The 18,258-nt window shown below is 32.0% G+C and carries 12 protein-coding genes; 8 read left to right on the forward strand and 4 right to left on the reverse strand.

The genetic code is table 11. The features are described 5' to 3' along the window. From OH806_RS06980 to OH806_RS06995, 4 genes are all read left to right on the forward strand, one after another. Nucleotides 1-1,266, forward strand: coding sequence for a hypothetical protein (locus OH806_RS06980; protein ID WP_264742950.1), 1,266 nt, complete (start codon nt 1-3; stop codon nt 1,264-1,266). 312 nt (nt 1,267-1,578) lie between these two features. Beyond that, a complete protein-coding gene (topA, locus tag OH806_RS06985) occupies nt 1,579-4,149 on the forward strand; it encodes a type I DNA topoisomerase (protein ID WP_264742951.1) in 2,571 nt (856 codons plus the stop codon). Nucleotides 4,150-4,352: 203 nt separating this feature from the next. Beyond that, the gene (locus tag OH806_RS06990) at nt 4,353-5,468 is read left to right on the forward strand and encodes a T9SS type A sorting domain-containing protein (RefSeq protein ID WP_264742952.1); all 1,116 of its coding nucleotides are present in this window, start codon (nt 4,353-4,355) and stop codon (nt 5,466-5,468) included. A gap of 105 nt (nt 5,469-5,573) precedes the next feature. Then, a complete protein-coding gene (locus tag OH806_RS06995) occupies nt 5,574-6,473 on the forward strand; it encodes an MBL fold metallo-hydrolase (protein WP_264742953.1) in 900 nt (299 codons plus the stop codon). Between the two features lie 75 nt (nt 6,474-6,548). Here the strand turns inward: OH806_RS06995 and OH806_RS07000 are convergent, their stop codons facing one another. From OH806_RS07000 to OH806_RS07015, 4 genes are all read right to left on the reverse strand, one after another. Further along, nucleotides 6,549-8,255 carry a LamG-like jellyroll fold domain-containing protein gene (locus tag OH806_RS07000; protein ID WP_264742954.1) on the reverse strand — a complete coding sequence of 569 codons (1,707 nt, stop codon included), beginning with the start codon at nt 8,253-8,255 and terminating at the stop codon, nt 6,549-6,551. Between the two features lie 138 nt (nt 8,256-8,393). Further along, nucleotides 8,394-9,143, reverse strand: a complete 750-nt coding sequence (locus OH806_RS07005; RefSeq protein ID WP_264742955.1) for a LytR/AlgR family response regulator transcription factor — start codon at nt 9,141-9,143, stop codon at nt 8,394-8,396. Between the two features lie 5 nt (nt 9,144-9,148). After that, a complete protein-coding gene (locus OH806_RS07010) occupies nt 9,149-11,989 on the reverse strand; it encodes a sensor histidine kinase (protein WP_264742956.1) in 2,841 nt (946 codons plus the stop codon). Between the two features lie 141 nt (nt 11,990-12,130). After that, on the reverse strand, nt 12,131-13,765 hold the full coding sequence (locus OH806_RS07015; protein ID WP_264742957.1) for a LamG-like jellyroll fold domain-containing protein: 1,635 nt from the start codon (nt 13,763-13,765) through the stop codon (nt 12,131-12,133). Between the two features lie 291 nt (nt 13,766-14,056). Between OH806_RS07015 and OH806_RS07020 the strand changes: the two genes are divergently transcribed. The 4 genes from OH806_RS07020 (at nt 14,057) to OH806_RS07035 (ending at nt 18,256) form a co-directional block, all read left to right on the forward strand. Next, nucleotides 14,057-15,127 carry a formimidoylglutamase gene (locus OH806_RS07020; protein WP_264742958.1) on the forward strand — a complete coding sequence of 357 codons (1,071 nt, stop codon included), beginning with the start codon at nt 14,057-14,059 and terminating at the stop codon, nt 15,125-15,127. Between the two features lie 3 nt (nt 15,128-15,130). Then, on the forward strand, nt 15,131-16,132 hold the full coding sequence (locus OH806_RS07025; protein WP_264742959.1) for a glycosyltransferase family 2 protein: 1,002 nt from the start codon (nt 15,131-15,133) through the stop codon (nt 16,130-16,132). A 96-nt stretch (nt 16,133-16,228) separates the two neighbouring features. Then, a complete protein-coding gene (locus OH806_RS07030) occupies nt 16,229-17,356 on the forward strand; it encodes a glycosyltransferase family 4 protein (protein ID WP_264742960.1) in 1,128 nt (375 codons plus the stop codon). 33 nt (nt 17,357-17,389) lie between these two features. After that, nucleotides 17,390-18,256, forward strand: a complete 867-nt coding sequence (locus OH806_RS07035) for a polysaccharide biosynthesis/export family protein (RefSeq protein ID WP_406567598.1) — start codon at nt 17,390-17,392, stop codon at nt 18,254-18,256. Nucleotides 18,257-18,258: the final 2 nt, after the last annotated feature.

Raw genomic sequence — 18,258 nt, forward strand, 5'->3', positions numbered from 1 at the left:
ATGAAACATAAGCTGATTTTCTTTGTTTTTGCTATTCTTTTTTTTTGTAATATTCAGTTTAATTCATTTCATCTTATTCCCAAAGAAAGGTTTGAGTATAGTTTGGTCGAAGTTTCTGAGACGTTGATAATTGGAAAGCTTTTAAATTCACGGCAAGAAGGAATTTTTGCCGATGGAGGCTTTACTGGGGTTTTTTATGTCGACGAAGATTTTTCAAATAGAAGTGTTGCGGGGAAGAAGTCCTATGCTAAATATATCAACAACGAACGACCAAAAAAATATGCATATTGGGCATATAAATCTCAAATTGGAGGGCAGGCTATACTTTATAGCATTTTTGATAAAACATTTGGGCTAGATAATAAAACTAATATTACAATTTTCAGAGTTGCTAATTCTATACTTCTAAGTGTGCTATTGACTTTGTTTTTATTTTGGGTAAAGATAAAGTTTGGGATGAGGACATGCGTTATAAGTTTTTTACTTTTACTTTCAAATTATTGGATATTTCTTTATGGTAAGAGTACATGGTGGTGTAGCTGGGTTTACTTCTTACCTTTTGTATACTCCCTCTTCTTTTTTGAAAGAAATAAAGAAAACTTTAATGCAAAAAAATACGTTTTTGTATTTTCATTTCTATTTTTTGTTAAATTTTGGTTTACAGGTTTTGAATTTATTACAGTATTCTTAATCTCTTCAGCTATACCTTATATTTATTATTTATTTGAAAATAAACTCGCATTTTATATTAAATTTATAGGAAGACATTTCTTAATAGTTGCTTTTCCTCTTGTGCTTTCAATTTTATTTCAGTTATATCAATTTAAACTTTTAATGGGGAGTTTTAAAGATGGAATTTATCATCTTATTGATGCCTATTCTAGAAGAGCTAATGGAGAATATTCATATAGTGGAGATTATGCGTATTTAAACACTTTAAAGCAATATCATTTGGATATACTTTTCAGGTATATTGGAGGTTCATTTATAAATGAAGATTTTATCAAATTACCTTTTTTTGTTATTATTGTCTTAGGGATTATTAGCTCAGTTTTTTTATATGTAAAAAATATTGATAGAAAATTGGTTATTACAACTTGGTTTTCAATTATTGCACCCCTTAGTTGGCTTATTTTATTCAAAGAACATGCTCACATTCATGTACATATAGATTTTTTTATATGGTATTGTCCATTTTTGATATTGTTAATGATTTTAATAGCTTTAGCAATCTCTAGCTTTTTGAAAAAGATTGAAACTAAATAAGTTATTGACTTATTAATTTTAATAGAAAAAGACAGTAGCAATACTGTCTTTTTTACTTCAGCTTTAAAATAATTTCTGTTGATTCGTTTATATGGTTGAATATTTAAAGGTGTTTATCTATTTTGGTTGAAGGAAATTTCTATCGCAGCCGTGTTAGATATAATATTTTAATGGTAATTTGTTTTATTTTAGTAACTTATGCTGTTTACATTCTCTTTTTTTCTCTTTAATGAAATGGCACATATTTTAAATAAAACCTATAATACAAAATCTATATAATAAAAATGTTTTACTTTTGCAAAAATTTTTAGAATGTCGAAAAATTTAGTAATCGTCGAATCACCGGCAAAAGCAAAAACTATTCAGAAATATTTAGGGAAGGATTTTGAAGTAAAATCCAGCTTTGGTCATATCAGAGATTTACCTAAAAAAGGAATGGGGATTGATCTTGCCACGTTCAGCCCTGATTACGAAGTTTCAGCTGACAAAAAGAAATTAGTAACAGAATTAAAAGCTGCTGTTAAGAAAGCCGATATGGTTTGGCTGGCTTCCGATGAAGACCGTGAAGGAGAAGCCATTGCATGGCACTTGGCAGAAGAACTGAAGTTGAAACCGGAAAACAGAAAAAGAATCGTTTTCCATGAGATTACTAAAAATGCCATTCTAAAATCAATCGAAAATCCTAGAGATATTGACCAGAATTTAGTAAATGCACAACAGGCAAGAAGAGTTTTGGATAGAATCGTAGGTTTTGAAATGTCTCCAGTGCTTTGGAAAAAAGTAAAACCAGGATTGTCTGCAGGAAGAGTGCAATCTGTTGCAGTAAGATTAATTGTAGAAAGAGAAAAGGAAATCAGAGAGTTTGTTCCGAAGGCAAGTTTTAAAGTAGAAGGAGTTTTCTTAAATAAAACCGAACAGGAAATTTCTGCTAAACTTAAAAAAGACTTCCAGAAAGAAGAAGAAGCTGAGCAATTCTTAGAATTATCAAAAACTACAGAATTCAAAGTTCTAAACGTTGAAACAAAACCGGGAACACGCTCTGCATCTGCACCTTTTACAACATCTACATTACAGCAGGAAGCATCTTCAAGATTAGGATATAATGTTACGAATACGATGCGTCTTGCGCAAAGACTATATGAAGAGGGGTATATTACATATATGAGAACAGACTCGGTAAACCTTTCTCAGGAAGCAATTGAAGGTGCAAAAAAACAAATTATATCAGAATACGGAGCAGAATATTCTTCGCCAAGAAATTATACTACTAAATCTGCATCAGCACAGGAAGCCCACGAAGCTATTCGTCCGACAGATTTTGCTGTTAAAAGTATTGGTGATGCTCAATTAAATAAACTATATCAATTAATATATAGAAGAACTTTGGCTTCTCAGATGGCAAATGCTAAAATTGAAAAGACAGTAATTGAAATAGGAAACTCAAAACTACCTCAGAATTTTGAAGCTCAAGGTGAAGTAATTGTTTTTGACGGATTCTTAAAAGCTTACGGAATCGTAAAAACGGAAGATGATGATGAAGAGAACAATGAAAAATTACTTCCCAAAGTGAGTGTTGGTGAGGCTTTAGATTATAAAAAAATCATAGCAACCGAAAAATTCACAAGACCAAGTGCAAGATACACGGAAGCAGGATTGGTAAGAAAACTTGAAGAATTGGGTATTGGTCGTCCTTCTACTTATGCGCCAACAATTCAGACAATTCAGAACCGTGAGTATGTTGATAAACGAGAAATTGAGCCACAAATCAGAGAGGTAATAAAGATATCTTTAGCCAAAGATAAAATTAAAAAAGAGGTTCTAGACGAAAAATTTGGAGGAGACAAGAATAAATTTGTGCCGACAGATATAGGTGAAGTTGTAAATGATTTCCTGACAGATAATTTCAAGGAAATTTTAGATTATGGTTTTACGGCGAGAGTAGAAGAAAGTTTCGACGAAATTGCAAACGGTGATCAAAAATGGAAAGAAATGATGACCAGTTTTTATTCCAAATTTCATCCAAGGATTGAAGAAGTAGAAGAAAATGCAGATAGAGCAACAGGAGAAAGGCTTTTGGGAGTTGATCCCCAAACAGGTAAAAATGTTCATGCAAGAATCGGAAGATTCGGAGCAATGGTACAGATAGGAGAGGCAGATGATGAAGAAAAACCAATTTTTGCATCTCTAATGACAGGGCAAAATATCGCAACGATTACTCTGGAAGAGGCCTTAGAATTATTTAGACTTCCTTTTGATTTGAAGGAGTTTGATGGTCAAGCTGTTTCAGTTGGTGTGGGAAGATTCGGACCTTATGTAAAATGGGGCGAAACTTTCATTAGTATACCTAAAGGTGAGGATCCTCTTTCTGTAGATCAAGCTCGTGCCGAAGAAATTATTAATGAAAAGAAAAAAGCTGATGCGCCAATTGCTACTTATAAAGGAGAACCTGTAACAAAAGGAACCGGAAGATTTGGACCATTTATAAAATACCAAAGTATTTTTGTGAATGTTCCTAAGAGATATGATTTTGACAATCTCTCTCAAAGCGATATCAATGAACTGATTGATGCTAAATTAGAAAAAGAAGCAAACAGATACATTCAGCAATGGGAAAAAGAAAAGATTTCCATCGAAAACGGAAGATGGGGACCTTTTATCAAGTTCGGAAAAGCGATGTTTAAAATTCCGAAGAAAAAAGATGATACTAAATATGATGCTGAAGAACTAAAAGAAGTATCACTTGATGAGGTGAAAAAATGGATTACTGACCAGGATCCTAAAGCTTTTGCAGAAAAGAAAAAACCTGCAGCGAAGAAATCAACCGCTAAAAAAACAACTACAGTTAAGAAAACAGTTGCTAAAAAACCGGCAGCTAAAAAATAAATATAATTCTAATAAGAACACAAAGCACAGAGTAGTATCTGTGCTTTTTTTGTCTCTTCTCGTTTTCATTTATTGAGCTAAGTTTAAAGAAAATGTAAAGTGGTATTGGTTTTGAAAAATGAATTATTTTGGTTTTTTATTAAAAAATGGATTGTGTTTTTTAATTATTTGCATATTTTTGATGAAAATTTTAAATATAACCTATGAAAACAAAATCTATTTTTTTAACTTTATTATTGCTGTTTATTGGTAGTACTACCTGTTTTTTTTCACAAAATAGTATTCTAGTTATTTCTTCGGCTACTGGTAACAAGAAAATTCTTCAGCTAAATGCAACAGATGGTACAGTTATTAATTCTAGTTTTATAGATCTTGCTTCACAATCACCAGGTACTATAAAGGGAATTGCTCAAGTAGGAGATAAAATTTGGATTACCGATCAAACAGGAGATAAAATTTTCATTTATGATTTAGCGGGGAATTATGTTTCTACAATTTCTACAGGGCTTGATAATATAAGAGGAATAAATGTGGTAAATAACGAAGTTTGGGTAGCAAATGACGGAAGTGCTAACGGCGCTACTGCAGACAGTATCATGAGGTTCAGTATGACAGGTGCATTTTTAGGGTTTTATGTGGCTCCAAATACTTCCATTTTTGACATTGTTGATGATAAGAATGGTATTGTTTATGTTTCAGGATTGACTAATCAGGGAATTCAAAAACTTAATTATACTGGTGGTTCCCTTGGAAACCTCGTTGCTTCAAATATTTTTCAAAACTTGCAGCAGATCAATCTCATGAATTCTGGTAATCTCTTGGCAGCAGTATTTCAAAATCATGCGGGAACAGGCAATGTAGCAGGGGTTTATGTAATTTCTACTACAAATGGAGCTGTTTTGAATAGTTGGCCATCATCAGGGATGAGAGGAGTTATTGAGTTGGGAGATGGTAATGTATTGTTCACAAATGATGCAGGTCTTTACAAACTAAATACCACAACAGGTGTAAAAACTCAAATATTATCTGGAAATCTTCAGTTTATGACAAAAGCCTTAATTCCGTCTTTAGGAGTTAAAGATTTAGTAAAATCATCATCTAAAATTTATCCTAATCCTACGGTTGATTTTGTACAGTTAGACAGCGATGTGAATATTGAAAAATTAAAAGTATTTGCAGCAGATGGTAGGCTAGTTATTTCTCAAGAGGTTCATTCAAAATCATATAGATTAGATGTAAGAAATCTGCCAACAGGAAATTATATAATTGCTTTAGAATCAAAACATAATACAAGCAAACACAGATTTATTAAAAAATAGCAAAAAATAAAGAATCTGCTAAAAAATAAAAAAAAGCCATCATCAAAATTTTGTTGATGGTTTTTTTATGGGTAAATTGGATATTTAAAAGTCATAAGATAAAAAATGTCAAAAATCAAAGTTTTAGACTTACAGTTTTTAGATACTAAAAAAGCTATCGGGTCTTTTTTAATTCCTAGTGAAGAGGGTTTGATTTTAATAGAATCAGGTCCGGAATCTACTTATAAACACTTGCAGTCTGCTATTGAAAACGAAGGATTTAATGTTGAAGATGTAAAGCATGTATTATTGACCCATATTCATTTTGATCATGCAGGTGCAGCCTGGAAGTTTGCTGAGTTTGGAGCTAAAATATATGTACATCCTAAAGGATATTCTCATATGCTTGATCCTGAGAAATTATGGAATTCTGCGAAAATGATTTACGGAGATGATATGGATCGTCTTTGGGGGAAGATGCAGCCAATTCCTGAGAATTTGCTTATTCAGGTTGATGATAATGATATTATTACTATTGGTGAGCATCAGTTTAAGGTTATTTATACTCCGGGACACGCTGTTCATCACAATTCTTATAGATTGGGAGATATAATTTTTACAGGTGATGTAGGAGGTGTTAAAATTGGGAATCATCCTATTGTTCCACCTTGTCCGCCTCCTGATATCAATCTTGAACTATGGAAATCATCTTTGGATAAACTTGATGCAGAAAATGCAAAGGTTTTTTATTTAACCCATTTTGGAAGACAGGAAAACGTATTGGAACTTACTCAGGAACTTAGAATAATATTGGATGATTGGGCGAATTGGATTAAACCTTATTTCGATGAAGGAATTTCGGCTGAAGAAATTACACCAAAGTTTATGGCATATACCAAGAGTCAATTTCAAAAGAAAGGATTGTCTGAAGAGGAAATTCAAATTTATGAGTACGCAAATCCTAGTTGGATGTCAGTTTCAGGATTGCTTCGCTATTGGAAGCTCAAAAAAGAAGGCAGAATCTAATGTTTAGATAAGAAATAAAATTCCTCCTATATTCAGGAGGAATTTTTTTAGCTATTATTTATAAAGAATGTGTTTTTATTTTTTAATAAACTGTTTTACCATAGTACGTCCGTTTGTATCTTCAACTTGTATAAAATAATTTCCGTTTGGAAGACTTCTTACATCGATATTTTTAACATTCTTCGTAACGCTAACCAATTGTCCCGTCGAAGTATAGATTTTTACATTCAACACTTCTATAATATTTACAATTGAAATAAAATCGGATGTTGGGTTGGGCGCAATCTTGATACCTTTCTCTGCGTTTTTTATATCAGCTGTTGAAAGAGCAGAATTCGTTACAAAACTTTCATCTTGAATGATCCAATGTGCATATAAGGCACGTGCATCTGCAGGAGTATACGCTTTGTTATCAATTACTAGATCATCAATATAGCCTCTGAACCAATCGTTTGGTGTTTCAGATTTTCCAATTAAAATTGGTTCTGTGAATGATGGCTGTTTAGAATTTGTGGTAATATTGATGTTATTTAAAATTCGTTCTCCATTAAAATATAGGCTTAAGGAGTTGTTATTGACAACAACTGTTGCATGTCCCCAATCTCCCGGGTTAATCGTTACATCAGAATCCCATCGGTTCGTACCCATCTTAACGCAAATTGGAAGTGGGGTTGAATTTGAATTTTTACGGACCCCAATAATAATAGGTTTTGTACTGTCAAGAGTTGGAATATAAACAATCGGAACTACATCACTACTGTTATTGTCATTTTTGTTTGTATAGCTTTTATAGGCAAAAGAAATGGTATATTCTGTGCCTAAATGCGCGTTAAGTGATTGTGAAACCTGTGTATAAAATGGCGAAAGCGGATATGATAGTGAGTTGGTATTAGGATTTACATTCAAAACGGTATTATTCGTTGCATTAAGATTTTGACCATAAGTTGCTGCAGTACTTCCAACAACGGCAAGAGCTGGTCCACCAAAAAAATCTGTAAGATCGTTATTCAATTTATATTTAGCTGTAGCTGTTCCTTTTATAATTTTTGAAACTTCCTTGAAACGATCGATAACTTGAGCAGGAGTAAAAGATTGTGTGTAGACTTTAATATCGTCAATTTGCCCTGCTGTTGAAGTAGTTAGTGTAGAATTTACATTATTGATATGGGATAAAAAATACATTTTTTTTGGAGTCGAAGTATTTATGTAGCTTAGCGCATTTTGTGCTAATAAGATTCCATTTCTGTAAGCTCTCACGTAACCTCCAGTTCCAAATTTATAGCTTATGATATAATGATGCCATTTATCTTTTACCAAAGGTTTGTCATTAACTATTGTACTCATTTGGCTAGATGGTCCACTTGGTTGTTGTGAAGAAGAGGCTACTGTATAAACATTTGAACTGTTTGCTGCAAAAAGGGCAGAAAAACGACTTGTTGAAGATGATGTTCCTCCATGTGGCATGTAAAATATGGGATATATATTGGTATAAGCCTCAGTCCATAAACTGGAATGCAAATAGAAGAACTCAACAGTGCCTTCAGTTTCTAAAGTGGGCTGTGAAGAAAAATCCAATTGAACACCTTTGGAATCACCCGTAAATTTTGCTGCAGAAAGATCATTATAATAATAGTCTGTACTTTGAGTTACTCCCGAAGTACCAACAGTAAAGTAGGAATCAGACGTAATGGTATTGAAATTTTTTTCAAAAACAGGTGTGAATTGTTGAGCCCAACCAAAGTTTATGAAAGCTAAGGAGGATAGCAGATAGATTTTTTTCATGGCTTTAAATTTATTGAATATTCAAAGCTACTGCTATTTCTTGGTGAAGGTTTTGCGAGTTTGTGAAATGGTAAAATGAGTTTGTGAAACAGTGTTTTTGTTTTATAAATAAGTTTAAAAAAGCAATCAATTTTTCCTTTATCTCTTTAAATATTTAACTAATTCAAGTATTTCGGTTAATTTTTCTTGTGAAACGGGAATCTGACTTTCATCTGAAAACTCTACAAACCCTCCATCGGCCTTGCTCACCGCAACAATATGCTGGAAATTGGCGATATAAGACTTATGAATGCGCATCATGTTTTTACTGTTTTCCAAAAGTTCTTCGAAAGATTTTAAATTTCGAGAAACTAAAAAATTAGTCTTATCCGTTTTAAAGATATTGGTATAAGAACCTTCTCCTTTTAGGTAAAGAATTTCATTAATATCTAAAAAAACTATTTTTCCGGAAACAGGAACAGCGATTTTAGTTTGGTCTTTATGCTCAAGATTATTTTTTAGGGTAATTAGATTCTCTAGCTGGTTTTTTTTCTTTTCAAAAAGAGCTATGGCATCTATTAACTCCTGTGGATTGATGGGTTTTAATAAATAATCTACAGCAGCAAGTTTAAAAGCCTGAATTGCATAGTTGTTATAAGCTGTGGTAAAAATGATAGAAAAATTTATCTCATTATCATTGAAGAAATCCAATAACTCGAGCCCACTATGTCCGGGCATTTCTATGTCGAGAAAAACAAGTTCCGGATTTTCTTTGCGTATAGATTTCACTCCTTCCGAAAGATTTTTACATTCTGCAACCAACCTAACTTCAGGGCAGAATTCTTCAATCAAAAGTTTTAGATTTACTCTTGCGCGTTCTTCATCATCTATAATTATTGCTTTTATCATTTTTTTCAACTTTCTTTTGGTAGATATAATGTTACTGTAGTTCCAAGATCTGGTTCTTTATCGGTGTATTCCAGACGTATTTTGGGATTAAGATTTTTATTTAGAATATCAATTCTTTCTGCTAAAGACTGAGTTGCAAATGATTTGTGGTCTTTATTTTTGATAGAATTGAGTTCTGCACTTTTTTTTCTTCCAATACCGTCATCGTCAATACTTATTTTAAGATATTCATTTTCATCATCAAATTTTATGATGAGGTTTTTATCTGTTTTTTTATGTAATAATCCGTGCTTTATAGCATTTTCTACAAAAGGCTGAAGAAGTAAAGACGGGATAAAGATGTCCATAGGATTTAGTTTTTCATCTACTTCTATTGAATAATGAAAATCTCCATTGAATCTTGCTTTTTCAAGCTCAAGATAATTGGTTAAAGTTTGAATTTCTTCACCTACCGATACATCGTCTTTATCGCTCATCTCTAAGATGGAGCGTGTAAGTTTAGAGAATTTTGAAAGATAAGAAACGGCTTCCTTTTTGTCATTAGACAAAATATAAGACTGCAAAGTATTAAGTGCATTGAAAAAGAAATGAGGATTCATTTGAGATTTCAATGACTTCAATTTAGACTGATTGAGAAGTTTTTCAAGATTTGCCTGTTCTAGTTTTTTTTGATTTTTCTCATCATTTTGCTTTAAAATTTTTCTGAAATAAAAATATCCTAAAGCAAATGCTACTAGAACAACAAGCGTAATAAACCACCATTTTAGCCAAATAGGAGGATCAATATATAGTTTAAATTCTTTTATAATTTTTTGTGTTCCGTTTTCAATTTTTAATTGAATTATGTGTTCACCAAATGAAAGCGAAGAAAATCTGAGGGTACGACTGGTATTAGAAATTTGTTCCCAAGGGTTTTTGTCTATTCTGGCAGAAATCGTGTAAAAGTTGTTGGGAGATTCTGAAATAATACTGAAGTTAATTTCAATATTATTTTGATTAAATTTTAGATCAGTCAGATCTGTATTTACGCTATTTTCTCCGTTTACTAAGATGTTATCAATATGTAATTCTACGAGGCTGAGTAAAGAATTTTGGAGCTTAGGAGTTTTAATGATTCCCTTATTTGTAGCATAATATACATAGCTTCCCATGGCTGTAATGTCATTTACTTCCAGTTCTTTTGGGATGTTTATGGCCTTATGAACTGTTTTTAGAGAAGGGGAATAGTTATAAATAGCCTGATCTTTATAAATGAATATTGTATTACCGTTGGTCTTTATTCTTTGAATTTTAGAGTTTGAGAAATAGTATGGAAACTCGACTAATTTTATGGTTTCATCATTAAGCGTATATATTTTTTCATCCTCGGAAAGGAGAAATAGTTGATTATTAATATTGGATAACTGTGTGAAATTTTTGACCTCTTTTGAAGTGATTTCTTTTACAACACTGTTCTGAAATTTCTTTAAACCATAATTCGTGATAAAGTACAAACTTTTTTCCTTACGATTTGCAGAACAGTCTTTTCCGTTTTCATTTTCTATGATTGTTATGAAGTGAATTCCTCCGTTTTCTGAGTGTTTTAGCGGTTCGAAAACAGAATCCCACTCACTTTTTTTGTTAGGATCTGTATAGATGATACCATTCCATGTACTTGCGCTTACAACATAATATTTTGCGTCTAACTGAACAATATGTTTTACAGCAAATATGCTTTCCAATTGAGATTTTTCAGATTTTATAATAAATTTAGACGAAGTAAATAATAGTTTTTTATTTAAGCTGTCAACAAGAAGAGGCGTGATTAAATGATCAGAATTTCCTTTATATATTTGTATGGGTTGCTGGTTTTTATCAAGGCGATAGATTTCTTCACGATTACTTGTAAAGTAAATGTCTTTTCCGCTTTTTACTAAGCGTGCCGGTGTTGAAGGGGTGTTGATAAAATCGGAGCTCCAGTTGTCAACATACAGCATTCCGTTATTAATTGTCGAAATCCAGAATTTTCCGGATTTTGTTTTAATAATGAATGATATGTTTACCGAAGGGTAGTAAAGATTGTACTCTTTAGTTTTTGTGTTATAACGGTAAATTCCTTTAGTTGAGCATATCCAAAAGTCGTCTCCAATGATATTGGCATTTTGAGTAAAGGTAGTGTTGAAAGGGAGTTGGGATACTTTATATCCTTTTTTGCCAATCTCAATATAATTGTCATTAAACTTCGAGAATAGAATGATTCCTTCTTTGGATGATATAGGTATTGGTGCAGGTATTTTCGCGGTGAAATTATCAGGAAGAGATACTTTTTCTACTGTTCCGGATAAAGTAATAGTATAAACTTGCGAACCAATCAGATAAAACTTATCATTTGAGGCAATACTCTGAATAACCGATTTCATGTCCAGAGAAATAGTCTTTATTAGCTTAAAATCGGATATGCGAAATATTTTTATGCCTTCTTTACCTGCAATGAAAAGATGATTATTAATAAATCCAAATTTCAGAAAACCATTGGCTTTATAGTGTGGGAAGAGTTTTGTTATTCCATTTTCTATATAAAAAATAGTACCATTGAAATCCTGAAACCAAATTCTACCTTTAAAATCCTGATTAATATTAGAAACCGATTTTATTGGGAAATCTGCGGATATATAAGTTTTAATTTGTGAGCCATCGAATCTACAGATTCCTTTTCCTGTTGCATACCACATAAAACCTCTGTTGTCCTGAAATACATCAAAGACCATGTCAGAAGGCATTCCCGAAACTTTATTCAAATAAAAAGCATACGGAGTGGTTTGCCCGTAAAGAAAAGAATAAAAGAAAAGGAATAATAAGAGTCTCAAACCTTTATTTTTAAAAAGAGTTAAAAAAGCTTTTTTAAGCTTGGTTGGTTAATTATTTAGTTTTTATCAAAATTACTAAAATTCAAAACAAAAGCTGCTTTACATAGAGACAGCTTTTGTTTGTATTTTTAGAATCGGCTATTATTTTTTAATTATTTTTACGGCCTTGGTTCCGGCTGATGTTTTTAGTTGCAATAGATAAACTCCGGAGTTTTGAGAAGTTAAATCGATTGATTTAGTTTTGTTTTTTGCGTCAATTCTTCTTCCTGTAAAATCAGTTACGATTACATCCACTTCTTCATTGAAGTTTACAACACCATTAGTTGGGTTAGGGTAAACCTGAAGGTTATTTTTTACAGGAGATGTATTTGCTACACCCAATGTGAGATTGGCATTATTTCTTTCGATTTTGTAATACCATTGATAATAGTTATTCCAAACTTCTATATTGTTGTATGTTTTGAAATCTGCACCAAAATCATCCAAAAGACCTTTGAACTGGTCATAATTTGTAATGCTGGAATGAAGAAGTTTAATTGACTCTGTAGTAGATGTACTTACTTGAGGATAAGTATCTGTGTGTACTAGTTCTCCGTTATGATAAAACTTTATTGTATTATTATCGTTGGTAAGTGTAAAGTGAGAATAAGCCGAAAGAGGAGGTGCTACACTGATGGAATTGGTTTTTGAACCTCTTTGGATTACTAAATATTGAGGATAGCCTTTACTTAGGCCAACGAAAAGAGCTGGAACACCAGATGTTGTACTAGGAATGTCTAATAAGGTATAATATCCTGTTCCGGAATAGGTCATGATTCCAGGGAAATAAGCCATGCTTATGGTGAAATTGTTTCCAAATAATGGATTTATTATAGTTGGAAATGATAGTTGAGGATTTGTACTTGAGTCTGTATTTACACCAATTCTTCCATTGGTCGTTTTATAAGAAATAGGTCCTGTAGTATTAAAATTGATATAATAATTATAAGATGAAGAAGCGCTATTATTAAAATGATATAATAAAGCATTGCCTCCAGCCTGAAATGCGAAGTTCTCACCAAACATGGTTTTAATCTGGGCATCCGTAAGATTGGCGAAAGAATATACTTTTATTCTGTCGAAAGTTCCGGATAATGAATACGGTTTTGCTTCAGAAATACCAGCAAAGAAAAACTGAGTTTGCGTAGTAGATAGAGGTACGTATTGATTGGTTGAGATTAATAATTCTCCATTCATATATACCTTGATATAGCCACTACCTGAAGCACCATTTTTGTAAACAATTGTATAATGATTCCAAATGTTATACAGATCCATTGCTGGTGATTCTGTAAAACCACCTTGGTTTGCAGCATAGTATGAAGTTAATCTGAGCTTAACTTTATTGTTGTTTTGAGGATCTGGTGCTGTTATAGAAAGAGCAAGACCTTCACTGTAGCTAGACAATCCGTTGCTTAGATATAACATAGGATATACGGAGCTTACGTTGTCTGTACCTGCAATATTGTGTTTGTAGAAAAAAGAGACTATTCCTTCTGTTTTTATTGTAGGATTGTCACTGAAATTTAATTTTACATAACCGTGATTAGGATTAAGTGCGAGTGCGCTAAAATTTTCGTTATAGATTCCTATTCCGTTTAAAGTAAAGGAGGGTGTGTTTCCATAGCTGAATCCGGGAGCATTCAGGCTGCCTGTAAAATCATTTGAGTATAATAAGGTTTGGGCATTGCTCCAAAATGAAATGATTATTAAAAATAAAATGTTAATTTTTTTCATAGTTTCTTGTTTTTAAATTTTAAGTTTTCGATTGTTGTTTTCATCCATTGTTACTGTTAATTTTTTTATAATGAATCCTATAAAAGCAATTGTTAAGAATAATAATTTGGATTTCATGGTTCTAGAGTTTTCTCAAAATTAATCATGTAATAGAGAAGAAATTAGATGTATTTTGTATAAAGGAAGTTTGAGTTTACGAAACCCTGATTTGAGTTTATGAGCATACTTTTCACCTGAATGAATGAAAAAAAGAATTAAAATCTTATTTTTGGGGACTAAAGATGAGATTATATGGATTTTGAAGATTTTATCATTTCACCAAGAAATTTCAAAACCGAAAGCTGGCAGATCGGAAGCAAGGTTACAAAGGAAATCAAAGAAGATAGTATTGTTTTATTATTTGTTTCAGATTACAGAGGAGCAAGTGGTGATGCCGAAGTACAGGATTTTACAAATATCAGAAAGGAATTTTACCAACTTTCGCAACTAGACTTTGAAATCCCGATTGTTGATTTGGGTGATTTGGTTTCCGGAAAATCTGTTCAGGATTCTCATTATATTTTGCAGGAAGTATTGTCGGCATGTCATTATAAAAGAGCAATTCCTGTGATTATTGGAGGCTCAAATGACTTCGCTTTTTCCCTGTTTTCAGCTTTGAATTTTCATAAAAAGAATATCAATTATACTCAAATCAGCAATATTATTTCCCTTAAGCAAGGTGAAATGATCAATGAACATACTTTTTTGAGCAAAATTTTTGGAGCGAAAAACTTTTCAATTAAAAACTATCATCATTTAGGATACCAAAAACATTTGAATGAAGTTGATTCGGTGAAACTCATCAAAGAAGTGGAGTTTGATATCGTTCGCTTGGCAGAAATGATGAATTCTACAGAAAAAACAGAACCTTTCTTCAGAAAAGCAGATTTGGTAACGGTAAATTGTGATGCCATTGAAAGTTTCAGTGAACCGTTTTCAATGAATCCACAAGTAAACGGATTAAACAGAAGAGAAATTTGTGCCTATATGAAAGAAATTGGGCTGAGTGAAAACTTAAAATCCGTAGGGATTTTCAATTATAATATTTATTCTGAAAATCAGCAAAATCACCAGCTTTTGGCACAAATGATTTGGTATTTGATTGAAGGGATAAATATTCAGAACTCTCATCCTAAAGAAAGACATTATGAAGTGTTTTATGTACTGATTGATGACAGACAGTACGCTTTTAAGCGTGATACATTCAGTAATCTTTGGTATTTCGGAGATGATGAAAATATAGAAAACTGTATACCTTGCTCAAGAAAAGATTTTGATGATGCCAAAAAAGGATGGCTCAATGCACGACTGACGAAATTTTAATGTATGAAAAAAGTTCCCTCAAAAGTTTCCATTATTGTTCCGGTTTATAATGTCGAAAATTATTTGGCAAAATGTCTTGATTCTTTGGTGAATCAGACTTATCAAAATATTGAAATTTTGGTTGTAAACGATGGAAGTAAAGATAATTCGGAGGTAATTATTCAGGAGTATGCTCAGAAATATCCTGAGAAAATTAAAGCATTCAATAAAGAAAACGGAGGTTTAAGTGATGCCCGAAACTTCGGAATAGATAGAACAACAGGAGATTTTATCGGTTTTGTGGATAGTGACGATTATGTGACCCCTACAATGTTTGAAGAAATGCTAAATCTTGCGGAAAAACATGAGGCAAAGATGGTTATCTGTAATATTCAGAAGGTTGACCAAAATGAAAACGTTACTCAAAAGCTAACTCAAATCCCCAACATGCCTGAAAAAATAATTTTGGAAAAGAATTTTTCTGTTTTTTCCGATTTGAGTTATTTTGCATGTAATAAATTGTTTAAAAAGGAGCTTTTTAATGAAAAACGATTCAAGAAAGGAGCTCATTTTGAAGATATCCAATTAATCCCTCAGCTTTTGCTTGAATGTGAAGTCGTAGCCCAGACTCAAAATTTTCATTATCAGTATCTGGAACGTACCGATTCTATTACAAAAACGCATACAGAAAGAGGTTTGGATATTTTGAAAGCGGTGGAAGATGTAGAAGTTTTTTTTGAAAAATCGCGATACTCTAATAAACGAAAAGAATTGAAAAATTTTCAGATTTTCGAGGGAGTTTACTCTTTTTTGGCCTATTTAGCATTTGTGAAAGATGAAAAAACCTTTTATGATATGTCTAATAAACTTGGGCTTTTTGTAGATAAAAGAAACATAAAAACTAAAGATATATTAAAGTATTGTCGTTTTGATAAGAATTATCTGTTATCTTTGCCCTTGAAAAAAAAGATTTTTTATCTGTTGTTTTTCGCAGGGCAGAAAAAATTGATAAGAAAAATAATTTAAACACAAATGGTAGTGCTGATTGTTTCGCCGGAATGATCGATATGGAGATTTCATAAAGATTAATGATGAAGAAAACACATGTACTTGATAAAAAAAATGAAGAATTTTGAATTGTTCTTAAACGAAATAGGGATTTCTATTTTTTATGTAAAAATAGGGTTAGGTTTTTTGTTCTCTTTTTTAATTACATTTTTTTCTATTCCTACCATCATTAAAATTTCCAGAAGAAAGAATCTTATGGATGAGCCAGGAGTGAGAAGCTCTCATATTAGGAAAATTCCTAATTTGGGAGGGATTGCTGTTTTTTATTCTATAGGTATCTGTGCGTCTGTTTTTGCCTACGAACTTTTTGATTTATACAAGTTCTTATTTGCATCTTTAGTTATATTGCTGTATATCGGGGTGATGGATGATATTGTTGTAATGAGAGCGTACAAAAAGCTAGTTGCCCAAATTGTGGTTTCTTCCCTTATTGTAATAGGTTCGGACATCAGAATAAGAAATTTATTCGGGATTTTAGGAATATATGAACTGGGGTATATTGTAAGTGTTATTTTCAGTATAATTACCTTCATTATCTTAATTAATGCATTCAATTTAATTGATGGAATTGATGGTCTTGCAGGGGGATATTCAATTATATGTAGTGCTCTTTTCGGGGTCAGTTATTATAGATTAGGTGAGTATAATTATCCTTTGGTTGTTCTTTCTGTTGTAATCATTGGTGCTGTTCTGGCATTTTTGTATTATAATTTATCAAATTATAGAACGAATAAGATATTTATGGGTGATACAGGCTCTATGTTGTTAGGTTTTCTACTTGCATTTACCTCTATTTGCTTTATTGATATTTTTATAGATAAATCTCTTCCCGGAGTGCCAAGATATCATTTGCAGTCTGTTCCGGCTATAGCTGTTGCAATACTGATATTACCTATTGTAGATACTTTGAATGTGATATGCATAAGATTATATAATAAAAAGTCACCTTTTGATGCAGATAAAAATCACATTCATCACAAATTACTTAAACTTGATTTAACGCACAGAAGGTCGAGTTTTTATATAATATTATATTATCTTTTTATTGTGCTTGTAGCCTATTGTTTTAGGCATATTAATGTAAATTTATTATTACTTATAATATTAGCACTGGGTTTTTTAGGTGCATATGTGCCTGATTTTATCTATATTTTGAGAAATAATAAAAAGACAAACAATTAAATCTTTATTTTTGCAATATAACGTTGAAATATGATGAAAAATCTTAAATATTTATTTTTAGTATTACCTTTTTTAATCACTTCTTGTATTACTACAAAAGATGTAAGGTATATGCAGCCAAATGAAAGCCTTGTTATTAATGAAGAGGGACTTGTTCCATATAATATTCCAGTTTATAGAATTACAAAAAATGATATTTTGAATCTTAATATTGTCACTACTCCTAAAGGTGATGCGGCTCAGTTTTATTCTTCTTTGAATGCTTCAGGAACAGGAGCTAATGGTGCTGTGTCTAGTAGTGGTAGTGGGAGTGGTGGTTCAGTAGGAAGTACTGGTGGCGGAAGAGGAGGTAATGTTAACTTTTATTTTAATGGTTTAAAGGTTGATTCTAAAGGCGAAATAAATATTTTTGGTATCGGATATGTTAAAGCAGAGGGAAGAACTATAGAAGATATTACAGCTGAGATTCAGCAAAAAGTTAATGAAAACTTCCAGGAAGGAAAGTCTGAGGTAAGACTAAATACAGATGGAATTACTTATTACATTTTAGGAGATGTAGAAACTTCTGGTCTTACAGGGGAAAAAGTAGCTCATAAGAATACTCTTACTATTACAGAAGCACTTGCTATAAACGGTGGGTTGAATAGAACGATTGATCGAAAAAATATTGTAATCCATAGAAAATTACCAGAAGGAATTAAGGTTGCTAAAATTGATCTTACACGCGAAGATGTTATGAATTCTCCTTATTATTATGTACAAAATGGAGACGAGATTTTGCTTAATACTAGAGGTAAGAGCTTAAACGGATTTGGAAAAGATCCTATCCAGACACTAACTACAGGAGTCTCAGTAATTACTACTGCATTATCAATTTATTTACTTCTTAAAAACCTTTAATT

This window comes from Chryseobacterium oryctis, from assembly GCF_025971925.1.
Classification (GTDB): Bacteria; Bacteroidota; Bacteroidia; order Flavobacteriales; family Weeksellaceae; genus Chryseobacterium; species Chryseobacterium oryctis.

Coding starts and splice junctions, on each gene's coding strand:
- OH806_RS07005 (WP_264742955.1), bottom strand. CDS start 9,143: ATGATAAAAGCAATAATTATAGATGATGAAGAACGCGCAAGAGTAAAT.
- OH806_RS07015 (WP_264742957.1), bottom strand. CDS start 13,765: ATGAAAAAAATTAACATTTTATTTTTAATAATCATTTCATTTTGGAGC.
- OH806_RS07000 (WP_264742954.1), bottom strand. CDS start 8,255: ATGAAAAAAATCTATCTGCTATCCTCCTTAGCTTTCATAAACTTTGGT.
- OH806_RS06980 (WP_264742950.1), top strand. CDS start 1: ATGAAACATAAGCTGATTTTCTTTGTTTTTGCTATTCTTTTTTTTTGT.
- OH806_RS06990 (WP_264742952.1), top strand. CDS start 4,353: ATGAAAACAAAATCTATTTTTTTAACTTTATTATTGCTGTTTATTGGT.
- OH806_RS07035 (WP_406567598.1), top strand. CDS start 17,390: ATGAAAAATCTTAAATATTTATTTTTAGTATTACCTTTTTTAATCACT.
- OH806_RS07030 (WP_264742960.1), top strand. CDS start 16,229: ATGAAGAATTTTGAATTGTTCTTAAACGAAATAGGGATTTCTATTTTT.
- OH806_RS07020 (WP_264742958.1), top strand. CDS start 14,057: ATGGATTTTGAAGATTTTATCATTTCACCAAGAAATTTCAAAACCGAA.
- OH806_RS07025 (WP_264742959.1), top strand. CDS start 15,131: ATGAAAAAAGTTCCCTCAAAAGTTTCCATTATTGTTCCGGTTTATAAT.
- topA (WP_264742951.1), top strand. CDS start 1,579: ATGTCGAAAAATTTAGTAATCGTCGAATCACCGGCAAAAGCAAAAACT.
- OH806_RS06995 (WP_264742953.1), top strand. CDS start 5,574: ATGTCAAAAATCAAAGTTTTAGACTTACAGTTTTTAGATACTAAAAAA.